The sequence below is a fragment of the Burkholderiaceae bacterium genome (assembly GCA_024235995.1).
GTDB lineage: Bacteria > Pseudomonadota > Gammaproteobacteria > Burkholderiales > Burkholderiaceae_C > Ottowia.
The window spans coordinates 1,845,707-1,870,739 of sequence record JACKLI010000001.1; the positions used below are offsets into that span (position 1 = coordinate 1,845,707).

General features: G+C 68.5%; 26 protein-coding genes. 10 read left to right on the forward strand and 16 right to left on the reverse strand.

Annotated elements, in window-relative coordinates; translation table 11 throughout:
- Positions 1–9: 9 nt before the first annotated feature.
- Positions 10–1,539: a hypothetical protein gene (locus H6927_08905; GenBank protein ID MCP5218214.1), complete on the reverse strand. Its 1,530-nt coding sequence runs from the start codon at positions 1,537–1,539 to the stop codon at positions 10–12.
- Between the two features lie 62 nt (positions 1,540–1,601).
- Between H6927_08905 and H6927_08910 the strand changes: the two genes are divergently transcribed.
- Positions 1,602–2,576, forward strand: a complete 975-nt coding sequence (locus tag H6927_08910; protein MCP5218215.1) for an IS5 family transposase — start codon at positions 1,602–1,604, stop codon at positions 2,574–2,576.
- A gap of 176 nt (positions 2,577–2,752) precedes the next feature.
- On the opposite strand, the gene H6927_08915 is transcribed toward H6927_08910, so the two are convergent.
- A complete protein-coding gene (locus H6927_08915) occupies positions 2,753–3,328 on the reverse strand; it encodes a DUF4102 domain-containing protein (GenBank protein ID MCP5218216.1) in 576 nt (191 codons plus the stop codon).
- A 282-nt stretch (positions 3,329–3,610) separates the two neighbouring features.
- The gene (locus tag H6927_08920) at positions 3,611–4,504 is read right to left on the reverse strand and encodes a YicC family protein (protein MCP5218217.1); all 894 of its coding nucleotides are present in this window, start codon (positions 4,502–4,504) and stop codon (positions 3,611–3,613) included.
- Between the two features lie 108 nt (positions 4,505–4,612).
- On the opposite strand from H6927_08920, the gene H6927_08925 reads away from it, so the two are divergent.
- Genes H6927_08925 through H6927_08945 form a run of 5 tightly spaced genes read left to right on the forward strand, consistent with a single transcriptional unit; the run spans position 4,613 to position 9,184 of the window.
- The gene (locus H6927_08925) at positions 4,613–5,620 is read left to right on the forward strand and encodes a serine/threonine protein kinase (protein ID MCP5218218.1); all 1,008 of its coding nucleotides are present in this window, start codon (positions 4,613–4,615) and stop codon (positions 5,618–5,620) included.
- Between the two features lies 1 nt (position 5,621).
- Positions 5,622–6,530 carry a serine/threonine-protein phosphatase gene (locus H6927_08930; GenBank protein ID MCP5218219.1) on the forward strand — a complete coding sequence of 303 codons (909 nt, stop codon included), beginning with the start codon at positions 5,622–5,624 and terminating at the stop codon, positions 6,528–6,530.
- A gap of 60 nt (positions 6,531–6,590) precedes the next feature.
- Positions 6,591–7,337, forward strand: a complete 747-nt coding sequence (gene rph, locus H6927_08935; GenBank protein ID MCP5218220.1) for a ribonuclease PH — start codon at positions 6,591–6,593, stop codon at positions 7,335–7,337.
- Between the two features lie 42 nt (positions 7,338–7,379).
- On the forward strand, positions 7,380–7,979 hold the full coding sequence (rdgB, locus tag H6927_08940; GenBank protein ID MCP5218221.1) for an RdgB/HAM1 family non-canonical purine NTP pyrophosphatase: 600 nt from the start codon (positions 7,380–7,382) through the stop codon (positions 7,977–7,979).
- Positions 7,976–9,184 (forward strand): oxygen-independent coproporphyrinogen III oxidase-like protein, encoded by a 1,209-nt coding sequence (locus H6927_08945; protein MCP5218222.1) that lies wholly within the window; start codon positions 7,976–7,978, stop codon positions 9,182–9,184. Before rdgB ends, H6927_08945 begins: the two co-directional genes overlap by 4 nt.
- A gap of 2 nt (positions 9,185–9,186) precedes the next feature.
- Here H6927_08945 and H6927_08950 read toward each other — a convergent pair whose 3' ends face one another.
- The 6 genes from H6927_08950 to H6927_08975 form a co-directional block, all read right to left on the reverse strand.
- Complete coding sequence (locus H6927_08950; GenBank protein ID MCP5218223.1) at positions 9,187–9,789, reverse strand: TIGR00730 family Rossman fold protein; 603 nt, start codon at positions 9,787–9,789, stop codon at positions 9,187–9,189.
- A 6-nt stretch (positions 9,790–9,795) separates the two neighbouring features.
- The gene (locus H6927_08955) at positions 9,796–10,194 is read right to left on the reverse strand and encodes a diacylglycerol kinase (GenBank protein ID MCP5218224.1); all 399 of its coding nucleotides are present in this window, start codon (positions 10,192–10,194) and stop codon (positions 9,796–9,798) included.
- Positions 10,191–10,727 (reverse strand): RDD family protein, encoded by a 537-nt coding sequence (locus H6927_08960; GenBank protein ID MCP5218225.1) that lies wholly within the window; start codon positions 10,725–10,727, stop codon positions 10,191–10,193. The genes H6927_08955 and H6927_08960 overlap by 4 nt, the downstream gene beginning before the upstream one ends.
- 69 nt (positions 10,728–10,796) lie before the next feature.
- Complete coding sequence (locus H6927_08965; protein ID MCP5218226.1) at positions 10,797–11,438, reverse strand: DUF3106 domain-containing protein; 642 nt, start codon at positions 11,436–11,438, stop codon at positions 10,797–10,799.
- 18 nt (positions 11,439–11,456) lie between these two features.
- Positions 11,457–11,951, reverse strand: a complete 495-nt coding sequence (locus tag H6927_08970) for a DUF3619 family protein (protein ID MCP5218227.1) — start codon at positions 11,949–11,951, stop codon at positions 11,457–11,459.
- On the reverse strand, positions 11,948–12,517 hold the full coding sequence (locus H6927_08975; GenBank protein ID MCP5218228.1) for an RNA polymerase sigma factor: 570 nt from the start codon (positions 12,515–12,517) through the stop codon (positions 11,948–11,950). Before H6927_08975 ends, H6927_08970 begins: the two co-directional genes overlap by 4 nt.
- A 332-nt stretch (positions 12,518–12,849) precedes the next feature.
- Between H6927_08975 and H6927_08980 the strand changes: the two genes are divergently transcribed.
- The 3 genes from H6927_08980 to ilvC all read left to right on the forward strand — a co-directional run bounded on the left by H6927_08980 (position 12,850) and on the right by ilvC (position 16,353).
- Positions 12,850–14,640: an acetolactate synthase 3 catalytic subunit gene (locus tag H6927_08980; protein ID MCP5218229.1), complete on the forward strand. Its 1,791-nt coding sequence runs from the start codon at positions 12,850–12,852 to the stop codon at positions 14,638–14,640.
- A 129-nt stretch (positions 14,641–14,769) separates the two neighbouring features.
- Positions 14,770–15,261: an acetolactate synthase small subunit gene (ilvN, locus tag H6927_08985; protein MCP5218230.1), complete on the forward strand. Its 492-nt coding sequence runs from the start codon at positions 14,770–14,772 to the stop codon at positions 15,259–15,261.
- 75 nt (positions 15,262–15,336) lie between these two features.
- The gene (gene ilvC, locus H6927_08990; GenBank protein ID MCP5218231.1) at positions 15,337–16,353 is read left to right on the forward strand and encodes a ketol-acid reductoisomerase; all 1,017 of its coding nucleotides are present in this window, start codon (positions 15,337–15,339) and stop codon (positions 16,351–16,353) included.
- A 67-nt stretch (positions 16,354–16,420) separates the two neighbouring features.
- On the opposite strand, the gene kynA is transcribed toward ilvC, so the two are convergent.
- The 6 genes from kynA to H6927_09020 form a co-directional block, all read right to left on the reverse strand.
- Positions 16,421–17,266, reverse strand: a complete 846-nt coding sequence (kynA, locus tag H6927_08995; GenBank protein ID MCP5218232.1) for a tryptophan 2,3-dioxygenase — start codon at positions 17,264–17,266, stop codon at positions 16,421–16,423.
- Positions 17,267–17,294: 28 nt separating this feature from the next.
- A complete protein-coding gene (gene kynU / locus H6927_09000; GenBank protein ID MCP5218233.1) occupies positions 17,295–18,578 on the reverse strand; it encodes a kynureninase in 1,284 nt (427 codons plus the stop codon).
- Positions 18,579–18,643: 65 nt separating this feature from the next.
- On the reverse strand, positions 18,644–19,288 hold the full coding sequence (gene kynB / locus H6927_09005) for an arylformamidase (GenBank protein ID MCP5218234.1): 645 nt from the start codon (positions 19,286–19,288) through the stop codon (positions 18,644–18,646).
- 97 nt (positions 19,289–19,385) lie between these two features.
- Complete coding sequence (locus H6927_09010; protein MCP5218235.1) at positions 19,386–19,697, reverse strand: YkgJ family cysteine cluster protein; 312 nt, start codon at positions 19,695–19,697, stop codon at positions 19,386–19,388.
- A gap of 2 nt (positions 19,698–19,699) precedes the next feature.
- Positions 19,700–20,632, reverse strand: a complete 933-nt coding sequence (gene argF, locus H6927_09015; protein ID MCP5218236.1) for an ornithine carbamoyltransferase — start codon at positions 20,630–20,632, stop codon at positions 19,700–19,702.
- Positions 20,633–20,639: 7 nt separating this feature from the next.
- The gene (locus tag H6927_09020) at positions 20,640–21,800 is read right to left on the reverse strand and encodes an aspartate aminotransferase family protein (GenBank protein ID MCP5218237.1); all 1,161 of its coding nucleotides are present in this window, start codon (positions 21,798–21,800) and stop codon (positions 20,640–20,642) included.
- 269 nt (positions 21,801–22,069) lie between these two features.
- Here H6927_09020 and H6927_09025 point away from each other — a divergent pair, with 269 nt between their 5' ends.
- A complete protein-coding gene (locus tag H6927_09025) occupies positions 22,070–22,399 on the forward strand; it encodes a DUF3579 domain-containing protein (protein MCP5218238.1) in 330 nt (109 codons plus the stop codon).
- Positions 22,400–22,443: 44 nt separating this feature from the next.
- On the opposite strand, the gene H6927_09030 is transcribed toward H6927_09025, so the two are convergent.
- Entirely contained in the window at positions 22,444–25,032 is a 2,589-nt protein-coding gene (locus tag H6927_09030) for a cation-translocating P-type ATPase (GenBank protein MCP5218239.1), read from the reverse strand.
- Position 25,033: the final 1 nt, after the last annotated feature.

Genomic DNA, 25,033 nt, shown 5'->3' on the forward strand with positions numbered 1-25,033 from the left:
TTCCTCTGCTCATGCCGCGGCCGTCCATACCGCAGCCGACTCGACAACCTCAATGAATTTTCTTACCGAGAATCCGTCTGGGTAGAGCGTGTCGATGGGCTCCGCGCCTGTGTCGGTACGCGTCGTCGCATCACCAGCGCCTGTCACCCGGAACAATCCTTCGGGGTCGTTCAGCCAGCGCCGGTCATCGCGCAGTGCAATCTGGATCTCTTCCAGCGAAATCTTGAGAAAGCCCCGGAACGCCTGGTGATCCCACTCGATGGAGGTGTCAACGATCCAGGCGGTGATCTCCGGCTCGGCTCCCGGCGGGAGGGCCAGCGCCTGGCGCAACGACGCATCGTGCTGGAGTACATGGCGAACCGCAGGTACCTTCCTGTGCAACTGCCATCCTGCCTTGCGCAGGGTCGAGGTGCGGTGCATCCAGGCGTCTTTCATGGAGCGGCGCTGGTAGGTTGACTTCAGTTCGAGCACAAGCAAGTGCCCTTCCAGTGCGCACAGCAGGTCGATTTCGCCCGCGTCCTCTTCATCGCCCATGCCAGCGGGGAACTTGTGGCCGACGAGCACCCGAAAGCCTCGTTGCTCGAACAGCATGCCCAGCCGTGCTTCGATGCGTCGGGTTTCCTCCCGCGCTTCGTTTCGCCGGGCGCCTAGTCGACGCAGGTTGTTGACCGCCGCAGTGGCGTTGTTCTGAATGGCCATCATCCAAGGCAATTGGAACAGGTGCCGCCCCATCTTCAGCACGGGGCGTTCCTGCCAGCGAGGGTGCAAGGCGGCATCACCCTCGCGCAAACGCTCGGCCAACGCACTCCAGTCGCTGGTCCAGAAATCCAGGATGGCTTCCGCCGCTCGCGCCTGGCCTTGGGGGTGCTCCGCCGTGGCCGTCCAGGGGGTGATGCGGGCGATCTTGGCCTCGCGATCAGACCATGTGATCGGAAAGCGGTTCTGCATGTCGGACTGCAGCAGGCCGCCGAACGCCAGGCGTCCCAGCGCCAGCCAGGGATGCCCCAACTGCTGCAAGTGCTGGTGGTACGGTCGCAGAAAGTCTTCGATGTAGAACGCCGTCATCAACTCGGTGGCCAGCAGGGCACGGAAGACATCGACGGCTGAGTCGGCCTCGGCACGCACCTGCTCTGCGATGCCATAGACCTCCTGCAGGCGCAGCCACGTGCCCATGGCCTTGGCGAAGGCCTGCAAATTGGCTTCCAGATGGGCTGGGCTGACCAATGTCAACAAATCGGGGGATGCCATCAGCGCGTCCATACCGCGATACAGCCAATACTGGTGCAGGCGGTTGAGCTTGTCGCCATCGCTGCGCCATGCGGCCCGTGCCTGGGCATCTACTTCAATGATTTCCAGCCGCTCGCCCTGTCGCACGAAGCGGATGCCATCGTCGTAGCTGAAGGCTTCTACCGACCGGTTGATGAAGGCGTTCAATTCGATCTGCGCATCGAGCAGCGCGGTGAGCCTCCGGCGTTGATCGTTTGCTTCATCTAGTATCCTGTCGCAGAAATAACTTGCATTGATCTTGCTTAGGGACACTCTGCAAAACCTCCAACCGGCGAGACTGGCGCGAGGCGAGAGGATGAGAGACGATGGCGGACATGACACAGATGACCTTCGGCCTTGATCCGCTGCCCAAGAAGACTCGCAAGGAGGTCTTTCTTGACGAGATGAATCTGGTGGTTCCGTGGGGCGAGTTGGTGGCGCTGATTCAGCCACACGCCCGCGGCGCACACCAGGCGCTGGGAGGGCGCCCGCCGTTCGCGATCGAGACGATGCTGCGCATTCACTGCCTGCAACTGTGGTGGAACCTGAGCGATCCGGCGATGGAAGAAGAACTGCATGAAAGGCCGTTGTACCGCCGCTTTGCCGGGCTGCAGGGTGCCGCACGCATGCCCGACGAGAGCACCATCCTGCGCTTTCGGCATCTGCTGGAGAAGCACGAACTCGCCCCGAAGATCATGGCCGTGATCAATGCCGGCTTGGCCCGGCAAGGCCTGATGCTCAAGACCGGCACGGTGGTGGATGCCACCATCATCGCGGCACCCAGTTCGAGCAAGAACAACAGAGGTGAGCGGGACCCGCAGATGCACCAGACCAAGAAGGGCAAGCAGTGGCACTTCGGGATGAAGGCGCACATTGGCGTGGATGCCCAATCGGGTCTGGTGCACACGGTCATTGGCACGGCGGCCAACGTCAATGACGTGACGCAGGCCACGCAGCTGCTGCACGGGCAGGAGACGGACGTGTTCGCCGATGCAGGCTACCAGGGCGTGGACAAGCGCCAGGAGGCCCAAGGGCTGGCCGTGGACTGGCACATTGCCATGCGCCCGGGCAAGCGCGCGGCACTGGAGCTGAGCAATGCACTGGCGGCGAAGATTGAACAGCTCGAGAAGATCAAGGCCAGCATCCGTGCCAAGGTCGAACACCCGTTCAGGCTGATCAAGCAGCAGTTCGGCCATGCCAAGGTGCGCTACCGCGGGCTGGCCAAGAACACGGCACGACTGCAGGTAATGTTCGCGCTGGGCAATCTGTGGATGGTGCGCAAGGCGATTTTGCAGGGGACGCAGGCATGAGTGCGCCTACTGGGCGCCAAAGGGCATCTGAAAACCGGCACAGCGCCTCGAACACGGGCGCCAAGTGCCGAAAATCGAGCCGCTATTGCGCATCACGAAACCTGATCTGCCGTCGCGCCACTCATGCCGTCAGCAGACAGGGTTTTGCAGAGTGTCCTTAGATTCTGGTACGTTGGCTAGCGTTTGCGGATGGCGAAGTTGAACATCCGGACCATGTACCGAAGCAGATCATTCGCGACGGTTGGGGCTCCCGCTTTCACCGCCCGGTCGAGAATGCGCTCGATGTGTTCCGGCTCCACCTGGTCGACCATCAGGTGTCCGATGATGGGATCGACGTAGCGGATGAAAGAGGATTCGATCCGTTCCGGTTTGGCGTAGTTCGGGACGATGTAGCGCGTGTACCAGACCCTGCGCAGGGCAAGGCATGGCCGCTTCCGCCGGTTGACCAGCTTGAAGTGCTGCTTCTCCGCGGCGACGTCCACGCCTTGCTGAATCTTCGCCCGATCGTTTCGGGTGAGTTCGCGGGCAGCCTGCAGGGAGATGTCCGGGTATCGCCCGAGCGCCTTCTCCTTGCTCTTGCCCGCGAAGCGGTAACGCAGGATCCAGGATGCTTGGTACTTTCGGGCCGCGGAGGCCGAGGCCACGAAGGTCAGTCCACCTCCGATCCTCTTGTCGACCGGACCGGAGCGCAGCCACGCACGCAGGGTCAAGTCGGTCACGCGCTTTACGACTTCATGGTTCATCACTGACATCACGCAATCTCCTTTCCAAGTGCTTCGGAACATGGAGTGCGCGCCAGCCAGGCGAACGCGACAAATCGCGTAGAACCAAGCGTGGCGCGGCTCTCCAGGGAGCTTGTGGGGGTCGGTGCGGAAAAACGACAGGGGATCGGGCGCTTGGCCCGAAAACCCCCCACAAACCCCCACAAACAGCATGCACTGGGGTGAAACGCCGTGCGACGGCCTGAACCTACTTGCCTACGGAAATCAACGACTTAGGCGGCGGTTTGAGGTGGCATGAGACCGCCTGAAACCCTACTCTAAATTTTGCACCTGCTCGCGCATCTGCTCGATCAGCACCTTCATGTCCACGCTGATGCGCGAGAGCTCCAGCGCCGTGGACTTGGAGCCCAGGGTGTTGGCTTCGCGGTGCAGCTCCTGGATCAGGAAGTCCAGCCGCTTGCCGGCTTCGCCGCCTTTTTCCAGCACCGATTCGATCTCGTCCAGGTGGGCGCGCAGGCGCCCCAGTTCCTCGGCCACATCGATGCGGATGGCGAAGGCGGCGGCCTCGGACAAGGCGCGCTCCTGCGCCGCCGCCGTGGGGACGGTGCTGCCGGCGTCGGCCAGCGCCTCGTTCCAGCGGGCGATGAAGCGCTGCTTTTGCGCCTGCACGGCCTGCGGCACCAGGGGCTCGGCGCGCGTGGCCAGCGTGCGCAGCTCGGTGATGCGCGCGTGCAGCAGCTCGACCAAGCGCGCACCCTCGCGCGCGCGCGCCGCCGCAAAATCGTCCAGCACGCGGCGGGCCAGCGCCAGTAGGGTCTCGGCGGGCACCTCGCTGGCTCCGTCGCCGGTGCCGGCGGTCAGACGTTGCACGTCGGCCACGGACAGCGCGGCGGCCTCGGGCAGCCAGGCGCGCACCTTGTCCTGCAGGCTGGCCAGCTGTTGCAGCACGGCGATCGGCGGGTCGCCCACCATGCCGCCGCTGCGGCCCTCCAGTGCGGCACGCAGTTCGACCTTGCCGCGCTTGAGGCCGTGCGTGAGCAGCTGGCGCAGCGCCGGCTCGTGCGCGCGCAACTCGTCGGGCAGGCGCAGGGTGAGGTCCAGAAAGCGGCTGTTGACGGAGCGCAGGTCGAGCACGATGCCCGGGAGGGCGGCTTGCGCGTCGACGGCTTTCTGGGGGCTGATCCGGCCACTGGCGTAGCCGGTCATACTGTAAACTGACATTGGGTTTCCTTCGCTTGCGTGAGGGGCCTGCGTACGGCGTTTCAGGCCGGTTTCAGCAAGTTCGCGCGGCAACCGGTGTGCATCCGAAATTCTATGGCAAAGCTCAAGCCCGCTCCCCTGCCACCCGACACCATGATCGGGGGTTACCGCGTGCTGCGCAAGCTGGCCGGCGGGGGGTTCGGCCTGGTCTACCTGGCGCTGGATGCCTTGGGCCAGCAGGTGGCCATCAAGGAATACCTGCCGGCGGCCCTGTCCACGCGCGCGCCGGGTGAGCTGGTGCCCCAGGTGGCGCCCGAAAAGCTCTCGCTGTACCGCCTGGGTCTCAAGAGTTTCTTCGAGGAAGGCCGCGCACTGGCGCAGATCTCGCACGCCTCGGTGGTGAGCGTGCTGAACTTCTTTCGCCAGAACGAGACCGTGTACATGGTGATGAACCACCTGGAGGGCGCCACCCTGCAGGACTTCATCGTGACGGCGCGCGAGCTGAAGAAGGACAAGGTGTTTCGCGAATCCACCATCCGCTCGCTGTTCGACGAGATCCTGCGCGGGCTGCGCGTGGTGCACCAGCACAAGATGCTGCACCTGGATCTGAAACCCGCCAACATCTTCATCACCGACGACAACCGCGCCGTGATGCTGGACTTCGGCGCCGCGCGCGAGGTGCTGAACAAGGAAGGCAACTTCACCCGCCCGATGTATACGCCCGGCTTTGCCGCACCCGAGATGTACCGGCGCGATGCCACCATGGGGCCGTGGACCGACATCTACGCCATCGGCGCCTGCATTTATTCGTGCATGCACGGCTTTCCACCCAACGAGGCGCCGCAGCGCCTGGAGAAGGACCGGCTGGCGCTGTCGCTCACGCGCATGCGTGGGCTGTACTCCGACAGCCTGATCGAGATGGTGGAGTGGTGCATGGCGCTCGATCCGCTGTCGCGACCGCAGTCGGTGTTCGCGCTGCAAAAGGAGCTCTCGCGTGAGGGCGAGCGCCGCTACACCAAGCTGTCGATGACCGAGAAGGTGCGCCTGGGCCTGGACAACGTGCTGAGCGACACCAAGAAGAACATCAAGCGGGCGACCCACTTCGCCACCCGCATGCGATGACATGAAGTTTTCCATTTTCCAGCTCAGCCGCATCGGCGGGCGCGAGAAGAACGAAGACCGCATGGGCTACAGCTACACGCGCGATGCGGGGCTGTTCGTGCTGGCCGACGGCATGGGCGGCCATCCCGATGGCGAGGTGGCGGCGCAGATCGCGCTGCAGTCGTTTTCCAGCCAGTTCCAGCACCATGCGCGCACGCGGCTGGCGGTGGTGCCCGACTTCCTGTCGGGCGGCGTGCTGGCGGCGCACCACGAGATCATCCGCTACGCCAGCGCGCGCGCGCTGCTCGACACCCCGCGCACCACGGTGGTGGCCGCGGTGGTGCAGGACGGCATGCTGCAGTGGGTGCACTGCGGCGATTCGCGCCTGTATGTGGTGCGCGAGGGGCGCCTGCTGGCGCGCACGCGCGACCATTCCTATGCCGAGGCGCAGACGCAGGCGCACGCGGGCAGCGCCGCCGAGATACTGAACCGCAACGTGCTGTTCACCTGCCTGGGCTCCATCGCCCGTCCCATGTACGACCTGGGCGGGCCGCTGCCGCTGCGGCAGGGCGACAAGGTGATGCTGTGCTCGGACGGGCTGTGGGACAGCATCGACGACGAGGCCATCGTGGCCAGCCTGTCGGCGCTGCCGGTGACGCAGGCCGTGCCGGCGCTGGTCGAGCAGGCGCTGGCCGAGGCCGGCGCGCACTCGGACAACGTCACGGTGCTGGCGTTCGAATGGGAGTCGCCGCCGCCGGCCTTTGCCAACAGCGGCTTCACGCAGACCGAGCTGATGGAGCGCGACAGCTTTGCCTCCACCATCCAGGCCGTCGACGTCGATCCCTTGCTCGACGAGCTGGACGAGCAGGCCATCGAGCGCTCCATCGCCGAGATCAACGACGCCATCCAGCGCAGCGCCGCCCGGCGCTGACCTTCCCAGGCCGGCGCGCTGGCGCCCGGCTCCGCTTTTCCTGACGACTGCCGTTTTTTCATGACCGATCCCTCTGTTTCCTCCGCCCACCAACGCCAGGGCCGCGCGCCCGACGCCCTGCGCCCGGTGCGCATCACCCGCCGCTACACCGCCTATGCCGAAGGCTCGGTGCTGATCGAGTTCGGCGGCACGCGCGTGCTGTGCAACGCCTCGGTCGAGGAGAAGGTGCCGCCGCACAAGCGCGGCAGCGGCGAAGGCTGGGTGACGGCCGAATACGGCATGCTGCCGCGCGCCACCCACACCCGCGGCGACCGCGAGGCCGCGCGCGGCAAGCAAAGCGGGCGCACGCAGGAGATCCAGCGCCTGATCGGCCGCAGCCTGCGCGCCGTGTTCGACCTCAAGAAGCTGGGCGAGCGCACCATCCACCTGGACTGCGACGTGATCCAGGCCGACGGCGGCACGCGCACCGCCGGCATCACCGGCGCCTTCGTGGCCGCGCAGGATGCGGTGAACTGGCTGCTGGCGCAGGGGCGGATCGCGGCTTCGCCCGTGCTCGCGCCGGTGGCCGCCATCTCGGTGGGCATCGTGGGCGGCGTGCCGCTGCTCGATCTGGACTACAACGAGGACTCGGCCTGCGACACCGACATGAACGTGGTGATGACCGGCGCCGGCCATTTCGTCGAGGTGCAGGGCACGGCCGAGGGCGCGGCCTTTTCGCGCGCCGAGATGGACCGGCTGCTGCAACTGGCCGAGAAGGGCATTGGCGAGCTGATCGCGCTGCAGCGGGAAGCATTATCAAAACCATAGCTGTTCGCGCTTGATTGATGGGCGCTGGAGCCTGATTTGACCATGAACATCGTACTGGCCTCCCACAATGCCGGCAAGCTGGCCGAACTGCAGGCCATGCTGGCGCCGCTGGGCTTCGGGCTGCTGCGCCAGTCCGAGCTGGGCATCGGCGAGGCCCCCGAGCCGTACCGCACCTTCGTCGAGAACGCCCTGGCCAAGGCGCGGCACGCCAGCGCCGCCAGCGGCCTGCCGGCGCTGGCCGACGATGCCGGCCTGTGCGTGGACGCCTTTGGCGGCCAGCCGGGCGTGGACACCGCCTACTATGCCACCCGCTTCGGCTACCCCAAGGGCGACGCCCACAACGTGCGCGCCTTGCTGGAGCAGATGCAGGGCATCGAGCAGCGCCGCGCCGCCCTGGTCAGCACGCTGGTGGCGCTGCGCAGCGCCGACGACCCCGAGCCGCTGATCGCCGTCGGCCGCGCGGTGGGCGAGATCGTGCGCGAGCCGCGCGGCAGCGGCGGCTTCGGCTTCGACCCGGTGATGTTCATCCCCGCCCTGGGCAAGACCTTTGCCGAGCTGCCCGCGCAGGAGAAGAACGCCCACAGCCACCGCGGCCAGGCGGCGCGCGCCATGCTGGCCCTGATGCGCGAGCGTTGGCTATGAGCCCTGCGGCGGATGTGACCGCCCTGATGGGGCCGGGCCCCTTGAACCTGCCTGCGCTGCCGCCGCTGTCGCTGTACCTGCACCTGCCCTGGTGCATCCGCAAGTGCCCCTACTGCGACTTCAATTCGCATGAGCTGCGTGCCGGGGCGGACGCCGGTGCCGAGCAGCAGCGCTACGTCGACGCGCTGCTGGCCGACCTGGAGGCCAGCCTGCCGCTGGTCTGGGGGCGGCCGGTGGTCAGCGTGTTTTTGGGCGGCGGCACGCCCAGCCTGTTCGCGCCCGAGCGCATCGCCCGCCTGATCGAGGGCGTGCGCGCCCGCCTGCCTTTGCTGCCCGCCTGCGAGATCACGCTGGAGGCCAACCCCGGCACCTTCGAGCGCGAGCGCTTTGCCGCCTTTCGCGCCGCGGGCGTCACGCGCCTGTCGGTGGGCGTGCAGAGCTTCGACGACGCGCACCTCAAGGCCATCGGCCGTGTGCACGATGGCGCCCAGGCCCGCGCCGCGCTGCAGGAGGCTGCGCGCGCCTTCGACACCTTCAACCTGGACCTGATGTACGCGCTGCCGGGCCAGACACTGGCCGAGCTGGAGCAGGACGTGCGCACGGCGCTGTCGTTCGCGCCGCCGCACCTGTCGATCTACCACCTGACGATCGAGCCCAACACGGTGTTTGCCAAGTATCCGCCGCGCCTGCCCGAGGAGGACGTGGCCTGGGACATGCTGGACCGCATCACCGAGCTGACCGGCCAGGCAGGGCTGGAGCGCTACGAGGTGTCGGCCTACGCGCGGGCCGGCCACCGCTGCGCGCACAACCTGAACTACTGGCGGTTTGGCGACTATTTGGGACTGGGCGCCGGCGCGCACGGCAAGCTCAGCTTTGCCCACCGCGTGCTGCGCCAGGTGCGCCACCGCCTGCCCGAGCGCTACATGCAGCAGGCGCTGGCCGGCGACGCCGTGGCCAGCAGCCACGAGGTGACGCCGGGCGACCTGCCGTTCGAGTTCATGCTGAACGCGCTGCGGCTGAAGGACGGCTTTGCCCTGCAGGACTTCAGCGCGCGCACCGGCCTGCCGGCCGAGCGGGTGCGCGCCGCCCTGCGGCAGGCCGAGGATCGGGGCTGGCTGGAGCCCGGCGGGGCCGGCCTGCGGCCCACGGCGCGCGGCTTCGACTTTTTGAGCGACCTGCAGCAGCTGTTCTTGCCGCCGGGTTGAGATCAGATCGGGCCGATCTGGGTGGGCGCGGTGAAGCCGGCGCGCTCCACCAGCTCGGGCAGCAGGCTTTGCCACTGGGCGCCAGTGGCCACCGTGCGCATCTGCGCCTGGTCCATGAAGCCGGCGCGCACGCCCGTGTGCATGAACTGCAGCAGCGCGTCGTAGTAGCCGCCCACGTTCAGCAGGCCCACGGGCTTGCCGTGGTAGCCCAGCTGGTGCCAGGTCCAGATCTCGAAGAACTCTTCCATCGTGCCGATGCCGCCGGGCAGGGCCAGGAAGGCGTCGGCGCGCTCGGCCATGCGGCGCTTGCGCTCGTGCATGGTGTCCACCACGTGCAGCTCGGTGCAGCCGCGGTGCGCCTGCTCGCGGTCCACCAGCGCCTGCGGGATGACGCCCACCACGCGCCCGCCCGCGGCCAGCGTGGCGTTGGCCACCACGCCCATCAGGCCGCTGCGCCCGCCGCCGTACACGAGCTGGCCGCCGTGCTGGCCGATCCAGCGGCCCACGCCCTGGGCCGCCTCGGCAAAGGCGGGGTCGGCGCCGGGGCGCGAGCCGCAGTAGACGCAGATCGAAAAGGAGGGCGAGGCGGCAGAGGCGGCAGACATGGCGGATCAGGTGAAAAAGCGGTGGACCAGCGCGGTGGCCCAGATGGCGCAGGCCAGCAGCAGGGCCAGCAGCACGGCGGCCGAGCCCAGGTCCTTGGCGCGCTTGGACAGCGGGTGCCATTCGCCGCCGAAGCGGTCGATGGCGGTCTCGATCCCGCTGTTGAGCAGCTCGACGATCAGCACGCCGACGACCGAACCGGCCAGCAGCGCCACCTCGACCCAGCCCTGGCCCAGCCACAGCGAGGCGGGCAGCAGCACCAGGGCGGCCACGGCCTCCTGGCGAAAAGCGGTCTCGTCCCAGGCGGCGCGCAGGCCCTGCAGCGAATAGCCGGAGGCATGCCACAGGCGATCGAGGCCGCGCCGGTTTTTTTGCGGGTTGGCGGGCGAGCGCGCGTCGGGGGTCATGGGGCGGTCGGGCGCACGTCGATCAGGCGGGTGCCGGCCCAGGCGTCGTGCCAGAACTGGCGGTCGGCGCGAAAGCGGCTCAGCAGCGCCCACACCAGCACCCAACCGACGGTCAGCACGGTGACCTCGCCCGCGCGCAGCGGAAACGGCGCCATGGCCGCCAGCGGCGGCAAAAACCATACCCAGCACAGCAGGTAGCGCAGCACGGCGCGGCCCTGCGACAGCCGCTGGCCCTGGCGGTCGACCACGCGGATGTGCCAGGTCTTCATGGCCAGGGTCTGGCCCTTGCTCCAGAACCAGCCGAAGTAGACGCCGACGACCACGAAGACGAAGAACTGCAGCTCGTGCCGGTTGTTCAGGGCGTTGCGTGTCTGCGTGAGCGTGCCGAACAGGTAGCCGGCGACGAACACCACGCCGAACAGCAGCAGGCCTTCGTACAGCCAGCAGGCCATGCGCCGGCGCAGCGGGGGGGCGACGAGCACGCCCGGGCCGGCGGTGGCCGCGGAGGAAGGGCTGGAAGGCAGGGCAGGCATCGGTGGGGAAAGCGGATCAAGGGGCGTGCCGGCGGCACGCGCGCCAGGGAGGGCCACAATGGGGCGCGGTCAGCGCCGGTCGACCGGGTCGGGCGCCGTCCGCAAAGGCAGCAGTGTATGGCGGTTCAGCGGCACGCTGGAGCGGATGTCGCGGCTGGCGCCGTCGGCAGGAGGCGTGGTGGGCAGCACGGGCCGTGCGATGGGGCTGGGCGGGGTGGGGCGCAGGGCCGGCGCGGCGGTGACGGGGGGCTTGGGCCGGTCCTGGGCCAGGCGCTCGCGCTCCTGCTCGGACAAGGCCTGGTAGGCCTCCCACTGGGCGCGCTTTTCGTCGGCCGGCAGGCGCCGCGCCTCGCCGAAGTTGAGCCGTGCCCGGGTGCGCTGCGAGGGACTGAGCTGGGCCCAGTCGCTCATGCGCTGCTGCAGCGTCGCCTGCTCGGCGGGCTTCAGGCGGTGGTAGTTGCGGGCCAGGGCGATCCACTTGCGCTGGTGCTCCACGCTCAGCGTGGGCCACTGCTCCTTCAGCGGCGCCAGGGCGGTCTTCTGGCGCGCCGTCAGGTCACGCCAGGCGATGCCGTTGCTGGCCGCCGCGTGGGCCGGGCGGGTCGGACGGGCCCCGCCCTCGGCCTGCGCCGGGGCGGCCAAGGCCAGCGACAGGCCGACCGGGACGAGCAGCGCCGCAAGCCAGCGGGCAGGAAGGTTCCGGGCGGGCATGGACGCGGGCGAGCCTTCTCAGGTCTCGGGGCGGTCGGCCGACGAGTCGGTGCCGCGCTCCTGGTGCCGGGTCTTGAGGAACTGCAGGAAACCGGGATCGGCGTAGGCCTGGGGCGGCAGGTCGTCGGTCAGCAGGGCGGCGTCCAGGTCGGCGATGTCGACGGCGCGGTCGTTGTCCTGCACGATGTTGATGGTGACCAGGCCGATGGCCAGCGCCGCCAGCAGCACGGCGGTGCTGGCGCGGCCCCAGAAGCCGGGACCGTCGCCGCCGCCCAGGCCCAGCACGGCGGCCGGGCCCTGGCGCATGACGGCGGCCGCGCGGCTGACCACCGGGCGGTGGGCCACCACCACGGGGCGCTTGCGGCGCGCGAGCGCCTGCTGGCGCGCCGCCCGCAGGCGCTCGGACAGCTCGTGCGGCAGGTCGCTGGCGCCGGCCGACAGGCGGGCGGCCACGCGCAGGCCGAAGCGGTTTTGCAGGATGTCATCGCGCTGGATCTGGTGGCTGGTGCTCATGGCGTGATTCCCTTGCTGCGCAGGGCCTTGGCCAGAGCCTGGACGGCGCGCGAGCAGTGTGTCTTGACGCTGCCTTCCGAACACCCCATCGCGGCGGCGGTTTCGGCAACGTCCATCTCCTCCCAGTAACGCATCAGAAAGGCCTCGCGTTGACGGGTCGGCAGGGCCTGGACCTGGGTTTCGATCTCGTGCAGGATTTCGGCGCGCCGGGTGCTGTCCTCGGCGCTTTCGACCGACTCGCCGGCGCCGTTGGCGACCAGGCTTTCCAGCAGGTCGAAGCTGCCGCCCTCGTCGTCGGCCGGTTCGAAGTCGCTCAGGTTGGAAAACAGCGCGTTGCGCGACTTCTGGCGCCGAAACCAGTCCAGCGTGCTGTTGGACAGGATGCGCTGGAACAGCAGGGGCAGCTGCGCGGCCGGCTTGTCGCCGTAGTGCTCGGCCAGCTTCATCATGCTGTCCTGCACGATGTCCAGTGCGGCGTTTTCGTCGCGCACGTGGTAGAGCGTGCGCTTGAAGGCGCGCTTTTCCACGCTGCGCAGCAGGTCGGACAGTTCTTGCTCGGTCGCCAAGAGCGTCTCAGCCTCTCGGATGAGGGCGTGCCGGTGGCGCGCGAAGGGGGAGGGCGCGAGTCATCTGGGGGGTGTTTGCCGCGGGCGCCCATGCCGGGACGTCATGCCACAAAGCGGCCGATTATGGCATTGGGCCCGGCCGGCGCCGGCGCTGGGCGGCCTGCGGTGCCATAATGCGAGCTGCAGTCAAACTGGCAAACGGGTCACCGTCCGGCGGGCTTCACAGTTTCCCGTCCATGGCGTGTGGTCTCAAGTCCTGAAGCGGCCCCACGAGGGCTGGCAAGGGGCACCCAAGGTTTTTCGTCAGAGAAATTCTCGAAAGGTTGATCGAAATGGAAATCTCCAAAGCCGAGCTCAAGTCGGCCGCTGCCGCGTCCTCGCGCAGCGAAGCATCCCACGCTTCCCAAGATCTGCGCGGCGCCGAAATCCTGGTCAAGGCGCTGCAGGCCGAGGGCGTCAAGTACGTCTGGGGCTACCCCGGCGGGGCGGTGCTGCACATCTACGACGCGTTCTACAAGCAGGAATCCATCCAGCACGTGCTGGTGCGCCACGAGCAGGCGGCCGTGCACGCGGCCGACGGCTACGCGCGCGCCACGGGCGACGTGGGCGTGGCCCTGGTCACCTCGGGCCCGGGCGTGACCAACGCCGTCACCGGCATCGCCACCGCCTACATGGACTCGATCCCGATGGTGATCCTGTGCGGCCAGGTGCCCACGGCGGCCATCGGCCAGGACGCCTTCCAGGAGTGCGACACCGTGGGCATCACGCGCCCCGTCGTCAAGCACAACTTCCTGGTCAAAGACGTGCGCGACATGGCCACGGTGATGAAGAAGGCCTTCCACATCGCGCGCTCGGGCCGCCCGGGCCCGGTGGTGGTGGACATTCCCAAGGACGTGTCGTTTGCCAAGACCGCCTTCAAGGGCTATCCCGAGACGATCGAGATGCGCTCGTACAACCCGGTCAAGAAGGGCCACAGCGGGCAGATCCGCAAGGCGCTGCAGCTGCTGCTGTCGGCCAAGCGGCCCTACATCTACACCGGCGGCGGCGTGCTGCTGGCCAATGCCAGCGCCGATCTGCGCACCCTGGTCGACCTGCTGGGCGCGCCGGTCACCCACACGCTGATGGGCCTGGGGGCGTTTCCGGCCTCGGACAAGCGCTTCGTCGGCATGCTGGGCATGCACGGCACCTGGGAAGCCAACAACGCCATGCAGAACTGCGACGTGCTGCTGGCCGTGGGCGCGCGCTTCGACGACCGCGTGATCGGCAACCCCAGGCACTTCGCCTCGGTCGACCGCAAGATCATCCACATCGACATCGACCCGTCCAGCATTTCCAAGCGCGTGCGGGTGGACGTGCCGATCGTGGGCGACGTCAAGGACGTGCTGACCGACCTGATCGGCATGCTGCGCGAAAACCAGGCCCGGCCCGACGCGGCGGCCCTGGCCGACTGGTGGAAAACCATCGACGGCTGGCGCGGGCGCGACTGCCTGGCCTACGACCGCGGCAACACCGAGGTCATCAAGCCGCAACACGTGGTCGAGACGCTGTGGAACATGACCAAGGACGCCGACACCTACATCACCTCCGACGTGGGGCAGCACCAGATGTGGGCGGCGCAGTACTACCGCTTCGACGAGCCGCGCCGCTGGATCAACTCGGGCGGGCTGGGTACCATGGGCGTGGGCATTCCGTACGCCATGGGCATCAAGCTGGCCAAGCCCGATTCGGAGGTGTTCTGCATCACCGGCGAGGGCTCGGTGCAGATGTGCATCCAGGAGCTGTCCACCTGCCTGCAGTACAACACGCCGATCAAGATCGTCTCGCTCAACAACCGCTACCTGGGCATGGTGCGCCAGTGGCAGGAGATCGAGTACTCCGGCCGCTACAGCCACAGCTACATGGACGCGCTGCCCAACTTCGTCAAGCTGGCCGAGGCCTACGGCCACGTGGGCATGCTGATTGAGCGCCCGCAGGACGTGGAGCCCGCGCTGCGCGAGGCGCGCAAGCTCAAGGACCGCACCGTGTTCATGGACTTTCGCACCGACCCGACGGAAAACGTCTTTCCGATGGTGCGCGCGGGCATGGGCATCACCGAGATGCTGCTCGGATCGGAAGATTTATAAGAAATGGGCTTGCATCGCTTGTCCTGCAAGCGCGAACAGCTCCATTATCCATAGCAAGACGAATCTATTGTCCGCCAAGCCCGCGCGTTACCGTGCGCGGGGGAGGGCGGCGAAAAGAGGAATCGAGACATGAAACACATCATTGCCGTACTGATTGAAAACGAGGCGGGCGCGCTGTCCCGCGTGGTGGGCCTGTTCTCGGCCCGGGGCTACAACATCGAGTCGCTGATCGTCGCGCCCACCGAGGACGCCAGCCTCTCGCGCATGACCATCCAGACCACCGGCTCCGAGGAGGTGATCGAGCAGATCACCAAGCACCTCAACCGCCTGATCGAGGTGGTCAAGGTGGTGGACCTGACCGAGGGCAGCTACATCGAGCGCGAGCACATGATGGTCAAGGTGCGCGCCGTCGGCAAGGAGCGCGAGGAGATCAAGCGCACCACCGACATCTTCCGCGGCCGCGTCATCGACGTGACCGACAAGAGCTACACCATCGAGCTGACCGGCGACCAGGCCAAGCACGACGCGTTCCTCAACTCGATCGACAAGAGCGCCATCCTGGAGACCGTGCGCACCGGCGCCAGCGGCATCGGGCGCGGCGAGCGTTTGTTGAAGGTTTGAGCCTGAGGCCCGCGCCGATCATGCGGCAGAAGCTTCATTTTTGATAGTAATCGAGACAATCCAAGGAGAAAACCCGTGAAAGTGTTCTACGACAAAGACTGTGACCTGTCCCTCATCAAGGGCAAGACGGTGGCCATCATCGGCTACGGCTCGCAAGGCCACGCGCATGCGCAAAACCTGAACGACAGCGGTGTCAAGGTCGTGGTCGGCCTGCGCAAGGGCGGCGCCAGCTGGCCCAAGGTCGAGAAGGCCGGCCTGAAGGTGGCCGAGGTGGCCGACGCCGTCAAGCAGGCCGACGTGGTCATGATCCTGCTGCCCGACGAGCAGATCGCCAAGGTGTACCGCGAGGACGTGGAGCCGAACATCAAGCAGGGCGCCTCGCTGGCCTTTGCGCACGGCTTCAACGTGCACTACGGCCAGGTCGTGCCGCGCGCCGACCTGGACGTGTGGATGGTGGCGCCCAAGGCACCCGGCCACACCGTGCGCAGCACCTACACCCAGGGCGGCGGCGTGCCGCACCTGGTGGCCGTGCACCAGGACAAGAGCGGCAAGGCGCGCGACCTGGCGCTGTCCTACGCCATGGCCAACGGCGGCGGCAAGGCCGGCATCATCGAAACCAACTTCCGCGAGGAGACCGAGACCGACCTGTTCGGCGAGCAGGCCGTGCTGTGCGGCGGCACCGTCGAGCTGATCAAGGCCGGCTTCGAGACCCTGGTCGAGGCCGGCTACGCGCCCGAGATGGCCTACTTCGAGTGCCTGCACGAGCTGAAACTGATCGTCGATCTGATCTATGAAGGCGGCATCGCCAACATGAACTACTCGATCAGCAACAACGCCGAGTACGGCGAGTACGTGACCGGCCCGCGCATCGTCACCGACGAGACCAAGAAGGCCATGCGCCAGGCGCTGCGCGACATCCAGACCGGCGAGTACGCCAAGAGCTTCATCGCCGAGAACCTGGCCGGCGCGCCCACGCTGCAAAGCCGCCGCCGCCTGAACGCCGAAAGCCAGATCGAGGTGGTGGGCGAGAAGCTGCGCGCCATGATGCCCTGGATCAAGGCCAACAAGCTGGTCGACAAATCAAGAAACTGATCCGACCTTAGCGCAACGAAAAGGCCGCGAGCGATCGCGGCCTTTTTTGTGGGCGCCGCGGCGCGGCTCACAGATCGGTGCGCAGCCGCCACAGCTCCGGGAACAGCACCACGTCCAGCATCTTGCGCAGGTAGCCCACGCCGCTGGTGCCGCCGGTGCCGCGCTTGAAGCCGATGATGCGCTCCACCGTGGTCACGTGCTTGAAGCGCCAGACGCGGAAGGCGTCTTCCAGGTCGGTGAGTTTTTCGCCCAGCTGGTACAGGTCCCAGTATTGATCCGGCGCGCGGTAGACGGTGAGCCAGGCGGCCTCGACGGCGTCGCTGGCCTCGTAGGGCTGCGTCCAGTCGCGCTGCAGGTGGCTGGTGGGCACGCTCAGGCCGCGGCGGGCCATCAGCTGCAGCGCCTCGTCGTACAGCGAAGGCGCGTTGTAGTACGACTGCACCAGCGCCAGGCGCTCGGGCTTGTGCGCGTGCACCTTCAGCATGGCGGCGTTCTTGTTGCCCAGGGCGAATTCGATGCAGCGGTACTGAAAGCTCTGAAAACCGCTGGACGGGCCCAGGAACGGGCGGATGGCGCTGTACTCGGGCGGGGTCATGGTGGCCAGCACGTCCCAGGCGCCCACCAGCTGCTCGAAGATGCGGCTGGCGCGCGCCAGCTTCTTGAAGGCGGGCGGCAGGCGGTCGGCGCGCACGTCCTGCAGGGCGGCGCCGATCTCGGTCAGCATCAGCTTCATCCACAGCTCGCTGGTCTGGTGCTGGATGATGAACAGCATCTCGTCGTGTGCGGGCGAGAGCGGGTGCTGGGCCGAGAGCACCTGGTCGATGTGCAGGTAGTCGCCATAGCTCATGCTGTTGGTGTAGTCGAGCTGGGCGTGCTCGTCGCGCACGATGGCGGCGGTGTCTTTGGTGGTCATGGGGTGGTCTCCTTGGGATGAATGAATGTCAGGTCACGGCATGGCGCTGGTTGAACTCAGGCTTCCGGTATTCCTGCTTCTGCAGCACTTCGGCCAGGTGGCGCGCGGCGTGCCACACGTCCTCGTGGCGCAGGTACAGCGGCGTGAAGCCCAGGCGCACGATGTCCGGCTGCTGCGCGTCGCCCGCGCGAAAGTCCCCGATCACGCCGCGCGCGATCAGCGCCTGCACGATGGCATACGCACTGCCGGCCGGCAGCCTGGCCGTCGGTGACAGGCACACCTGCGAGCCGCGCCGGGCATGCTCGCGCGGAGTCACCAGCTCGAACTGGCCCGGGCACTGGGCCTCGACCAGCTCGATGAACAGATCGGTCAGCTGCAGCGACTTGGCACGCAGCGCGGCCATACCGCCCAGGCCGGCGGCGGCGTCGAACACGTCCAGCGCCGCATCCAGCGCGGCCAGGCTGATGATCGGCTGCGTGCCGCACTGGTAGCGCGTGATGTCCATGGCCGGCTGGTACTCGGGCGTGAAGTCGAACGGCGCCGCATGTCCCCACCAGCCGGCCAGCGGCTGCCAGCAGCGGGCCACGTGGCGCGGATGCACCCACACGAAGGCCGGCGAGCCCGGGCCGCCGTTGAAATACTTGTAGGTGCAGCCGACGGCAAAGTCGGCATCGGCGCCGCTCAGGTCGACCGGCACCGCGCCGGCGCTGTGGCACAGGTCCCACACCGTCAGCACCCCGGCGGCATGCGCGGCGGCGGTGACCTGCGCCATGTCGTGCAGCGCGCCGGTGCGGTAGTTGACCTGGGTGAGCATCAGCACCGCCACATCGGGCTGCAGGCTTTGCAGCACCTCGTGCGGCTCGATCAGCTTGAGCGTGCAGCCGCGCTCGCGGCACAGGGCCTCGGCGATGTACAGGTCGGTGGGGAAGTTGCTGCGCTCGCTGACCACCACGCGGCGCGTGTCGTCCTGCTGCCGGGCGATGGACAGCGCGGCCGACAGCGCCTTGTAGAGGTTGATCGAGGTGGTGTCGGCGGCCACCACCTGGCCGGCCTGGGCGCCGATCCAGGGGGCGATGCGGTCGCCCACGCGGCGCGGCAGGGCAAACCAGCCGGCCTTGTTCCAGCTGGTGATCAAGTCGCGCCCCCACTGCTGGGCCACCACGGCGGCCACGCGCGCGGGCACGGCGCGGGGCTGCGCGCCCAGCGAGTTGCCGTCCAGGTAGATCACGCCGGCGGGCAGCTCGAACAAATCGCGCAGCGGGGCCAGCGGGTCGGCGCGGTCGTGCGCCTGGCAGTCGGACAGGGAAGTCATTGGCTCTCCAAAAGATAGCTGCTTGCGCCCATCTGGCGGGCGCGAGCGGGGGTTTTGATTCAAATTCAGGATGGCAGGGCGCGCAGCACGGCGCGCACGGGCGAGGCGTCGGCCTCGGTCAGCCGCAGGGGCAGGGCGATCAGTTCGTAGTCGCCATCGGGCACCGCGTCGAGCACCAGGTTTTCCAGCACGCGCAGGCCGCGCCGGCGAATCACCTGGTGGCTGGCCAGTTGCTTGCTGTCGGCCGGGTCGATGCTGGCGGTGTCGATGCCGATCAGGCGCACGCCGGCATCCGCCAGGCGCTCCACCGTCTCGGGCGCGTAGGCGGCCAGTTGCGGGTCCCAGTGGCCGGTGGGCGCGCGGGCGTAGGTTCGCACCAGCACACGCGGCGGCAGCCCGTATGCGGCGTGCGCCAGGTGCTCCCAAAGAATGAGCGGCCGCACGCCGATGGCGTGGATCACGCGGCAGGGGCCGAGAAACGGCGTCAGGTCCAGATCGCCCACGGCGGCGCCGGCCGGGTCGTAGTGCAGGGGCGCGTCGGCGTGCGCGCCCACGTGCGGCGACAGGGTGATGGCGCTGACGTTGACCGGGCAGCCGGGGCCGATCTGCGCCGACCAGCGCTGCTGATACGCCGTGTCGCCCGGAAACACCGGGCTGGCGGCGTGTACGGGCGGGGAGATGTCCCACAGCGGGCGGGAGGAATCAGACATGGGCGCGAAGTTAACGCGCCCAAAACGGCCGTGGTGTCGGTTGTTTGCAACAGGCGATGAAAAAAATCGCTGCTTCAAACCAAGGCTGAATTTGGGTTCAGGCCGGCACCGGCAGGCCGTGATAGCGCCGGGCGCGCAGGCAGGCGTCGGAGCCGGCCTCGAACTCGTGGCAGGGCGAGGGCCGCCAGGGGTAGATGGCGCAGGCCACCTGCTGGCCCACGCGGCCCGTCAGGGCGGCGCAGCGCGGCGGCGAGTGGTCGGTGCCGCGCAGGCGGCAGGTGTGGGCGGTGAGGGGCTCGGCCAGGCCGTCGGGCACGCGGCCGCCTTCGGCCTCGGTCTCGAAGACCGAGAAATCGACACGAAAACTGGCGCAGCAGGCGCCACAGCTTTGGCAGTCGAGCCGATCCATCCTTACGCGAGCCGGCCCAGCAGCAGGTACTCCATGAGCGCCTTCTGCACGTGCATCCGGTTCTCCGCCTCGTCCCACACCACCGACTGCGGGCCGTCGATGACCTCGGCGCTCACCTCTTCGCCGCGGTGCGCGGGCAGGCAGTGCATGAACAGGGCGTCGGGGTGGGCGGCGCGCATCATCTTCGCGTCCACGCACCAGTCGGCAAAGGCCTTCTTGCGCGCCTCGTTCTCGGCCTCGTAGCCCATGCTGGTCCACACGTCGGTGGTCACCAGGTCGGCGCCGGCGCAGGCCTGCAGCGGGTCGCTGAAGGTCTTCCAGCCTTGCGCGACCTGGGTGCCCGACGAGGCCAGTTTCGTGTCCATCTCGTAGCCGCGCGGCGTGGCCACGTGCAGCGTGAAGCCCAGCAGCGCCGCGGCCTGCGCCCAGGTGTGGGCCATGTTGTTGCCGTCGCCGATCCAGGCCACCGTCTTGCCCTGGATGGAGCCGCGGTGCTCGATGAAGGTGAAGATGTCGGCCAGGATCTGGCAGGGGTGGTATTCGTTGGTCAGGCCGTTGATGACGGGCACGCGCGAAAACTGCGCGAAGCGCTCGATGCGCGCCTGCTCGAAGGTGCGGATCATCACGAGGTCGGTCATGCGGCTGATCACGCGCGCGGTGTCCTCGATCGGCTCGCTGCGGCCCAGCTGGCTGCCTTCGCTCGTCAGGTGCACCACGCTGCCGCCCAGCTGGTACATGCCGGCCTCGAAGCTGACGCGCGTGCGCGTGCTGGCCTTCTCGAAGATCATGGCCAGCGTGCGGTCGTTGAGCGTGTGGTGCTTCTCGTAGGCCTTGAACTTGCGCTTGATCAGCGCGGCGCGGCCCAAGAGGTAGCCGTACTCGTCGGCGCTCAGGTCGGAAAACTGCAGGTAATGCTTGACGGGCGGCGGGGTCATGGCCACATCACTCCTTCAAAAAGGCTTCGATCAGCGGCACCAGGATGGCGACGATCTCGTCGGCTTCGGCCGTGCTCAGGATCAAGGGCGGCACCAGGCGGATGACCGAATCGGCCGTCACGCTGATCAGCAGGCCCGCGTGCAGCGCGCGCTCGGCCAGCGCGCCGCAGGGCTTGGCCAGCTCCACGCCGATCATCAGGCCCTGGCCGCGCACCTCGCGCACGCCGGGGTTGCCGGCCAGCGCCTGCTGCAGCGCGCCCTTCAGGTGCGCGCCCACGGTGGCGGCATTCTGAAGCAGGTTTTCTTCTTCCATAATGCGCAGGGTTTCGACCCCCGCACGCATGGCCAGCGGGTTGCCGCCGAAGGTGGTGCCGTGGTTGCCCGGGCCGAAGATGTGCGCGGCCTTGGGGCCCGCCACCACGGCGCCGATGGGCACGCCCGAGCCCAGGCCCTTGGCCAGCGGCATCACGTCGGGCACGATGCCGGCCCACTGGTGGGCGAACCACTTGCCGGTGCGGCCCATGCCGCACTGCACCTCGTCGATCATCAGCAGCCAGCCGCGCTCGTCGCACAGGGCGCGCACCTGCTTGAGGTATTCCACCCGCATGGGGTGGATGCCGCCTTCGCCCTGGATGGTCTCGAAGAACACGGCCACCACATCCTGGTTGCCGTCGGTGGCCTTCTTGAGGGCCTCGATGTCGTTGAGCGGCACGCGGATGAAGCCTGCCACCAGCGGGCCGAAGCCTTTTTGCACCTTGGGGTTGCCGGTGGCCGAGAGGGTGGCGATGCTGCGGCCGTGGAAGGCGTGCTCGTAGACCACGATCTGCGGCTTGTCGATGCCCTTGTCGTGGCCGTACTTGCGCGCCAGCTTCAGCGCCGCTTCGTTGGCCTCCAGCCCGGTGCAGCAGAAAAACACGTTCGTCATGCCCGAGATTTCGGTCAGCTTGGCCGCCAGCTTCTCGGCGTTGGGCGTGTAGTAGTAGTTGCTGGTGTGGATCAGCTTGGCGATCTGGTCCTGCAGGGCGGGCACCAGCTTGGGGTGGGCGTGGCCCAGGGTGTTGACGGCGATGCCGCCCAGGCCGTCGAGATAGCTCTTGCCATGAACGTCCCACAGGCGGCAGCCCTTGCCGTAGGCCATGGCCGCGGGCAGGCGGCCGTAGGTGTTCATCAGGTGGGGCTGCTCGAGTTCGGGGGCGGTGCTCACGGTTCAAACTCCTCAAATCACCAAAAAGAAGCGGGCCAACGCGGCCCGTCGAAGCTCTATTCTAGAAGTGCGGCCCAGCGCCCGCGTTGCGGCTTTTGCATGACAGCGATGCGCCGGCTGGCGGTGCCGCTTCGGGGTGGCGGATAAAATGCGCATGCCGCCTCCGGCTGCCGATGCCGGTTCGAGCGGCGTCTTTTTTTGCGTTCTTGCGGACGGCTTGCCGTCACGGACCGATGGCCGTCTCTCCCTCCAGCAGCGAAGTTTTCATCCAGGGCATCACCCGCGACGGGCGTACCTTTCGCCCCAGCGACTGGTCCGAGCGGCTGGCGGGCGTGATGGCGCGCTTTCGCCCCGGCGGCGCGGCCGGGCCCGGCGCGCACCTGGGCTATTCGCCCTGGTGCCTGCCCACCGTGATCGGCGGCGTGAAGTGCGTGGTGGTCAACCGCGCGCTGCGCGAGCACGAGCCCATGGCCTGGGACTTCGTGATGAACTTCGCCCGCGACAACGACCTGCAGACCGCCGAGGCCTGCCTGCTGGGCGATGCCCCTGACCACAAATCATGAGTCGAATCGGTCGCTAGCCCGCGTCAATAGAGCCCGAGAGGCTATCAATACTGTAGTTTTCCGGGGGGCGTTTCCGGCATCCGATGGCGGCCTGATGCGGCCAGCCTGAGCAGCTCCAGCCAGCCCAGGCACAGCGCCAGCACGCCGGCGCCGGCCGCCAGCCCGGCCCAGCCCACGGGGGCCAGCCCCATCAGATGGCGCAGGCCGGGGATGGCCAGCACCGCCAGCAGCAGCACGCCCACGGCCGCCGCCATGGGGGGCAGCCAGGGGTTGGGCGCCGCGCCGCGGTGCAGCACGGCGCGCGCCGGGTCGCGCTGCGCCAGGATCAGCAACAGCACGCACGGCAGCAGCGCGCCGAAGACCACGGTGCGGCCCTGGGCCACGCTCCAGCCCCGGGCCTGCAGCCCCGCCTGCGCGGCCAGCAGCAGGGCGGCCACGCCGGCGCCCTGCAGCAGCGGCAGCACCAGGGTGCGCAGGGCAAAGGGCGAATCATCCACTGGCCGCGGCGGGCGCTGCATGATGCCGGGCGCCTCGGGCTCGGCCTCGAAGACGATGGAGCAGGCCGGGTCGATGAGCAGCTCCATGAGCACGATGTGCACCGGCAGCAGCAGCGCCGGCCAGTGCAGCAGGGTGGGCGCCAGCGCCAGCGCCACGATCGGCAGGTGCACGGCGAACACGAAGCGCGTGGCCTTGCGCACGTTGTCGTCGATGCGCCGGCCATGGCGGATGGCGGCGACGATGTGGGCAAAGCTGTCCTTGAGCAGCACCAGCGCCGCGGCCTCGCGCGCCACGTCGGTGCCGCGCTCGCCCATGGCGATGCCCACGTGCGCGGCCTTCAGCGCGGGCGCGTCGTTCACGCCGTCGCCGGTCATGGCCACCACCTCGCCGCTGGCGTGCAGCAGCTGCACTAGGCGCAGCTTGTGCTCGGGCTTCAGGCGCGCGCACAGGTCCACGTGGCGCAGGCGCTCGCCCAGCGTGGCGTCGTCCAGGCGCTCGATCTCGTCGCCGGTGATGACCTCGGGCCGCTCCGACAGGCCCACCTGGCGCGCGATGGCGCGCGCCGTCGCCGGGTGGTCGCCGGTCATCATGACCACGCGCACGCGGGCGGCGCGGCATTGGGCAATGGCGTCCGGCACCTCGGGGCGCGGCGGGTCGGCCAGGGCCAGCAGGCCCAGGAATTCAAAGTCGAAGTCGTGCTGGCTGGGCGGCCAGGCGGCGCCGTTGGCATCGCCCGTGCCGGGCCAGCGCCCGCGCGCCACGCCCAGCACGCGCAGGCCGCGCTCGGCCAGCGCTTCCACCTGGGCGCGCACCGCGGCCAGGCGCGGCGCGTCCAGGTGGCACAGGTCGGCTACCGCCTCGGGCGCGCCCTTGGTGGCCAGCAGGTGCTGCCGGGGCGCGCCGCTGGCAAACACCCGCGTCATGGCCAGGATCTCGCCCGACAGCGCGTACTCGAACACCGGCTCGCGTCCGTCGTGCACGTGCTCGGTGCCCTGCAGCCAGGCGTGGCCGAACTGCTGGATGGCCTTCTCCATGGGGTCGAACGGGTCGCCCGGCGTGGCCAGCATGGCGAATTCCACCAGCCGGTGGAAGTCCTCGGGCAGCTCGCGTGCCTCCTGCGCGCGCCAGGCGCCGGCGGGCGTGGCCAGCTCGGCCACGGCCATGCGGTTTTGGGTCAGCGTGCCGGTCTTGTCCACGGCCAGCACGGTGATGGCGCCCAGGGTCTCCACGGCCGTGATGCGCCGCGTGAGCACCTGCAGCCGCGTCAGGCGCCAGGCGCCCAGCGCCAGGAACACGGTGAGGATGACCGGGATCTCCTCGGGCAGCAGCGCCATGGCCAGGGCAATGCCGGCGAGCAGGCTGTCCAGCAGCGGCCGGCCGTTCCACCACCAGCCAAGCCCCACCTGCGCCAGCGCCAGCGCGATGGCCAGCACGCCCAGGCCGCGCACCAGCCGGCGCGAGCGCTGCTGCAGCGGCGAGGGCGGCGCCTCGGTGGCGGCCAGGTCGGCGCCGATGCGGCCCACCGCCGTGCGCCCCGCCGTGGCCTGCACCTGCGCCAGGCCCACGCCGCGCGTGACCACGGTGCTGGCAAACAGGCTGGCGCTCTCGGCTTCGTTCGTCTCTGTGGCCTGCTTGGCCACGGGCACCGATTCGCCCGTGAGCAGCGATTCGTCCACCTCCAGCTGGCCCTGCAGCAGCTGTGCGTCGGCGGCGATGCGGTCGCCCTCGTGCAGCACCAGCAGGTCGCCGCAGACCACCTCGGTGCCGGCGATGCGCTGCTCCTGGCCGCCGCGCAGCACCAGGGCGCGCGGGGCGGACAGCTCGCGCAGCGACTCCAGCGCGCGCTGCGTGCGGCGCTCCTGCACCAGCGTGATGCCGATGACCACGAAGACGAAGCCGAGCAGAAACAGCGCCTCGCCCCGGTCGCCCAGCGCCAGGTAGATGCCGCCCGCGGCCAGCAGCATCAGGAACATGGGCTCGGTGAGCACCTCGCGCACGATCGCCAGCAGCGACTTGGGCGCGCTGCCCGGCAACTGGTTGGGGCCGTCGCGCGCCAGGCGCTCGGCGGCCTCGTGGTGGCTCAGGCCCTGGGGCGTATCGGCATGCCCGGCGCCAGCCGGGTGGTCATGAGTCATG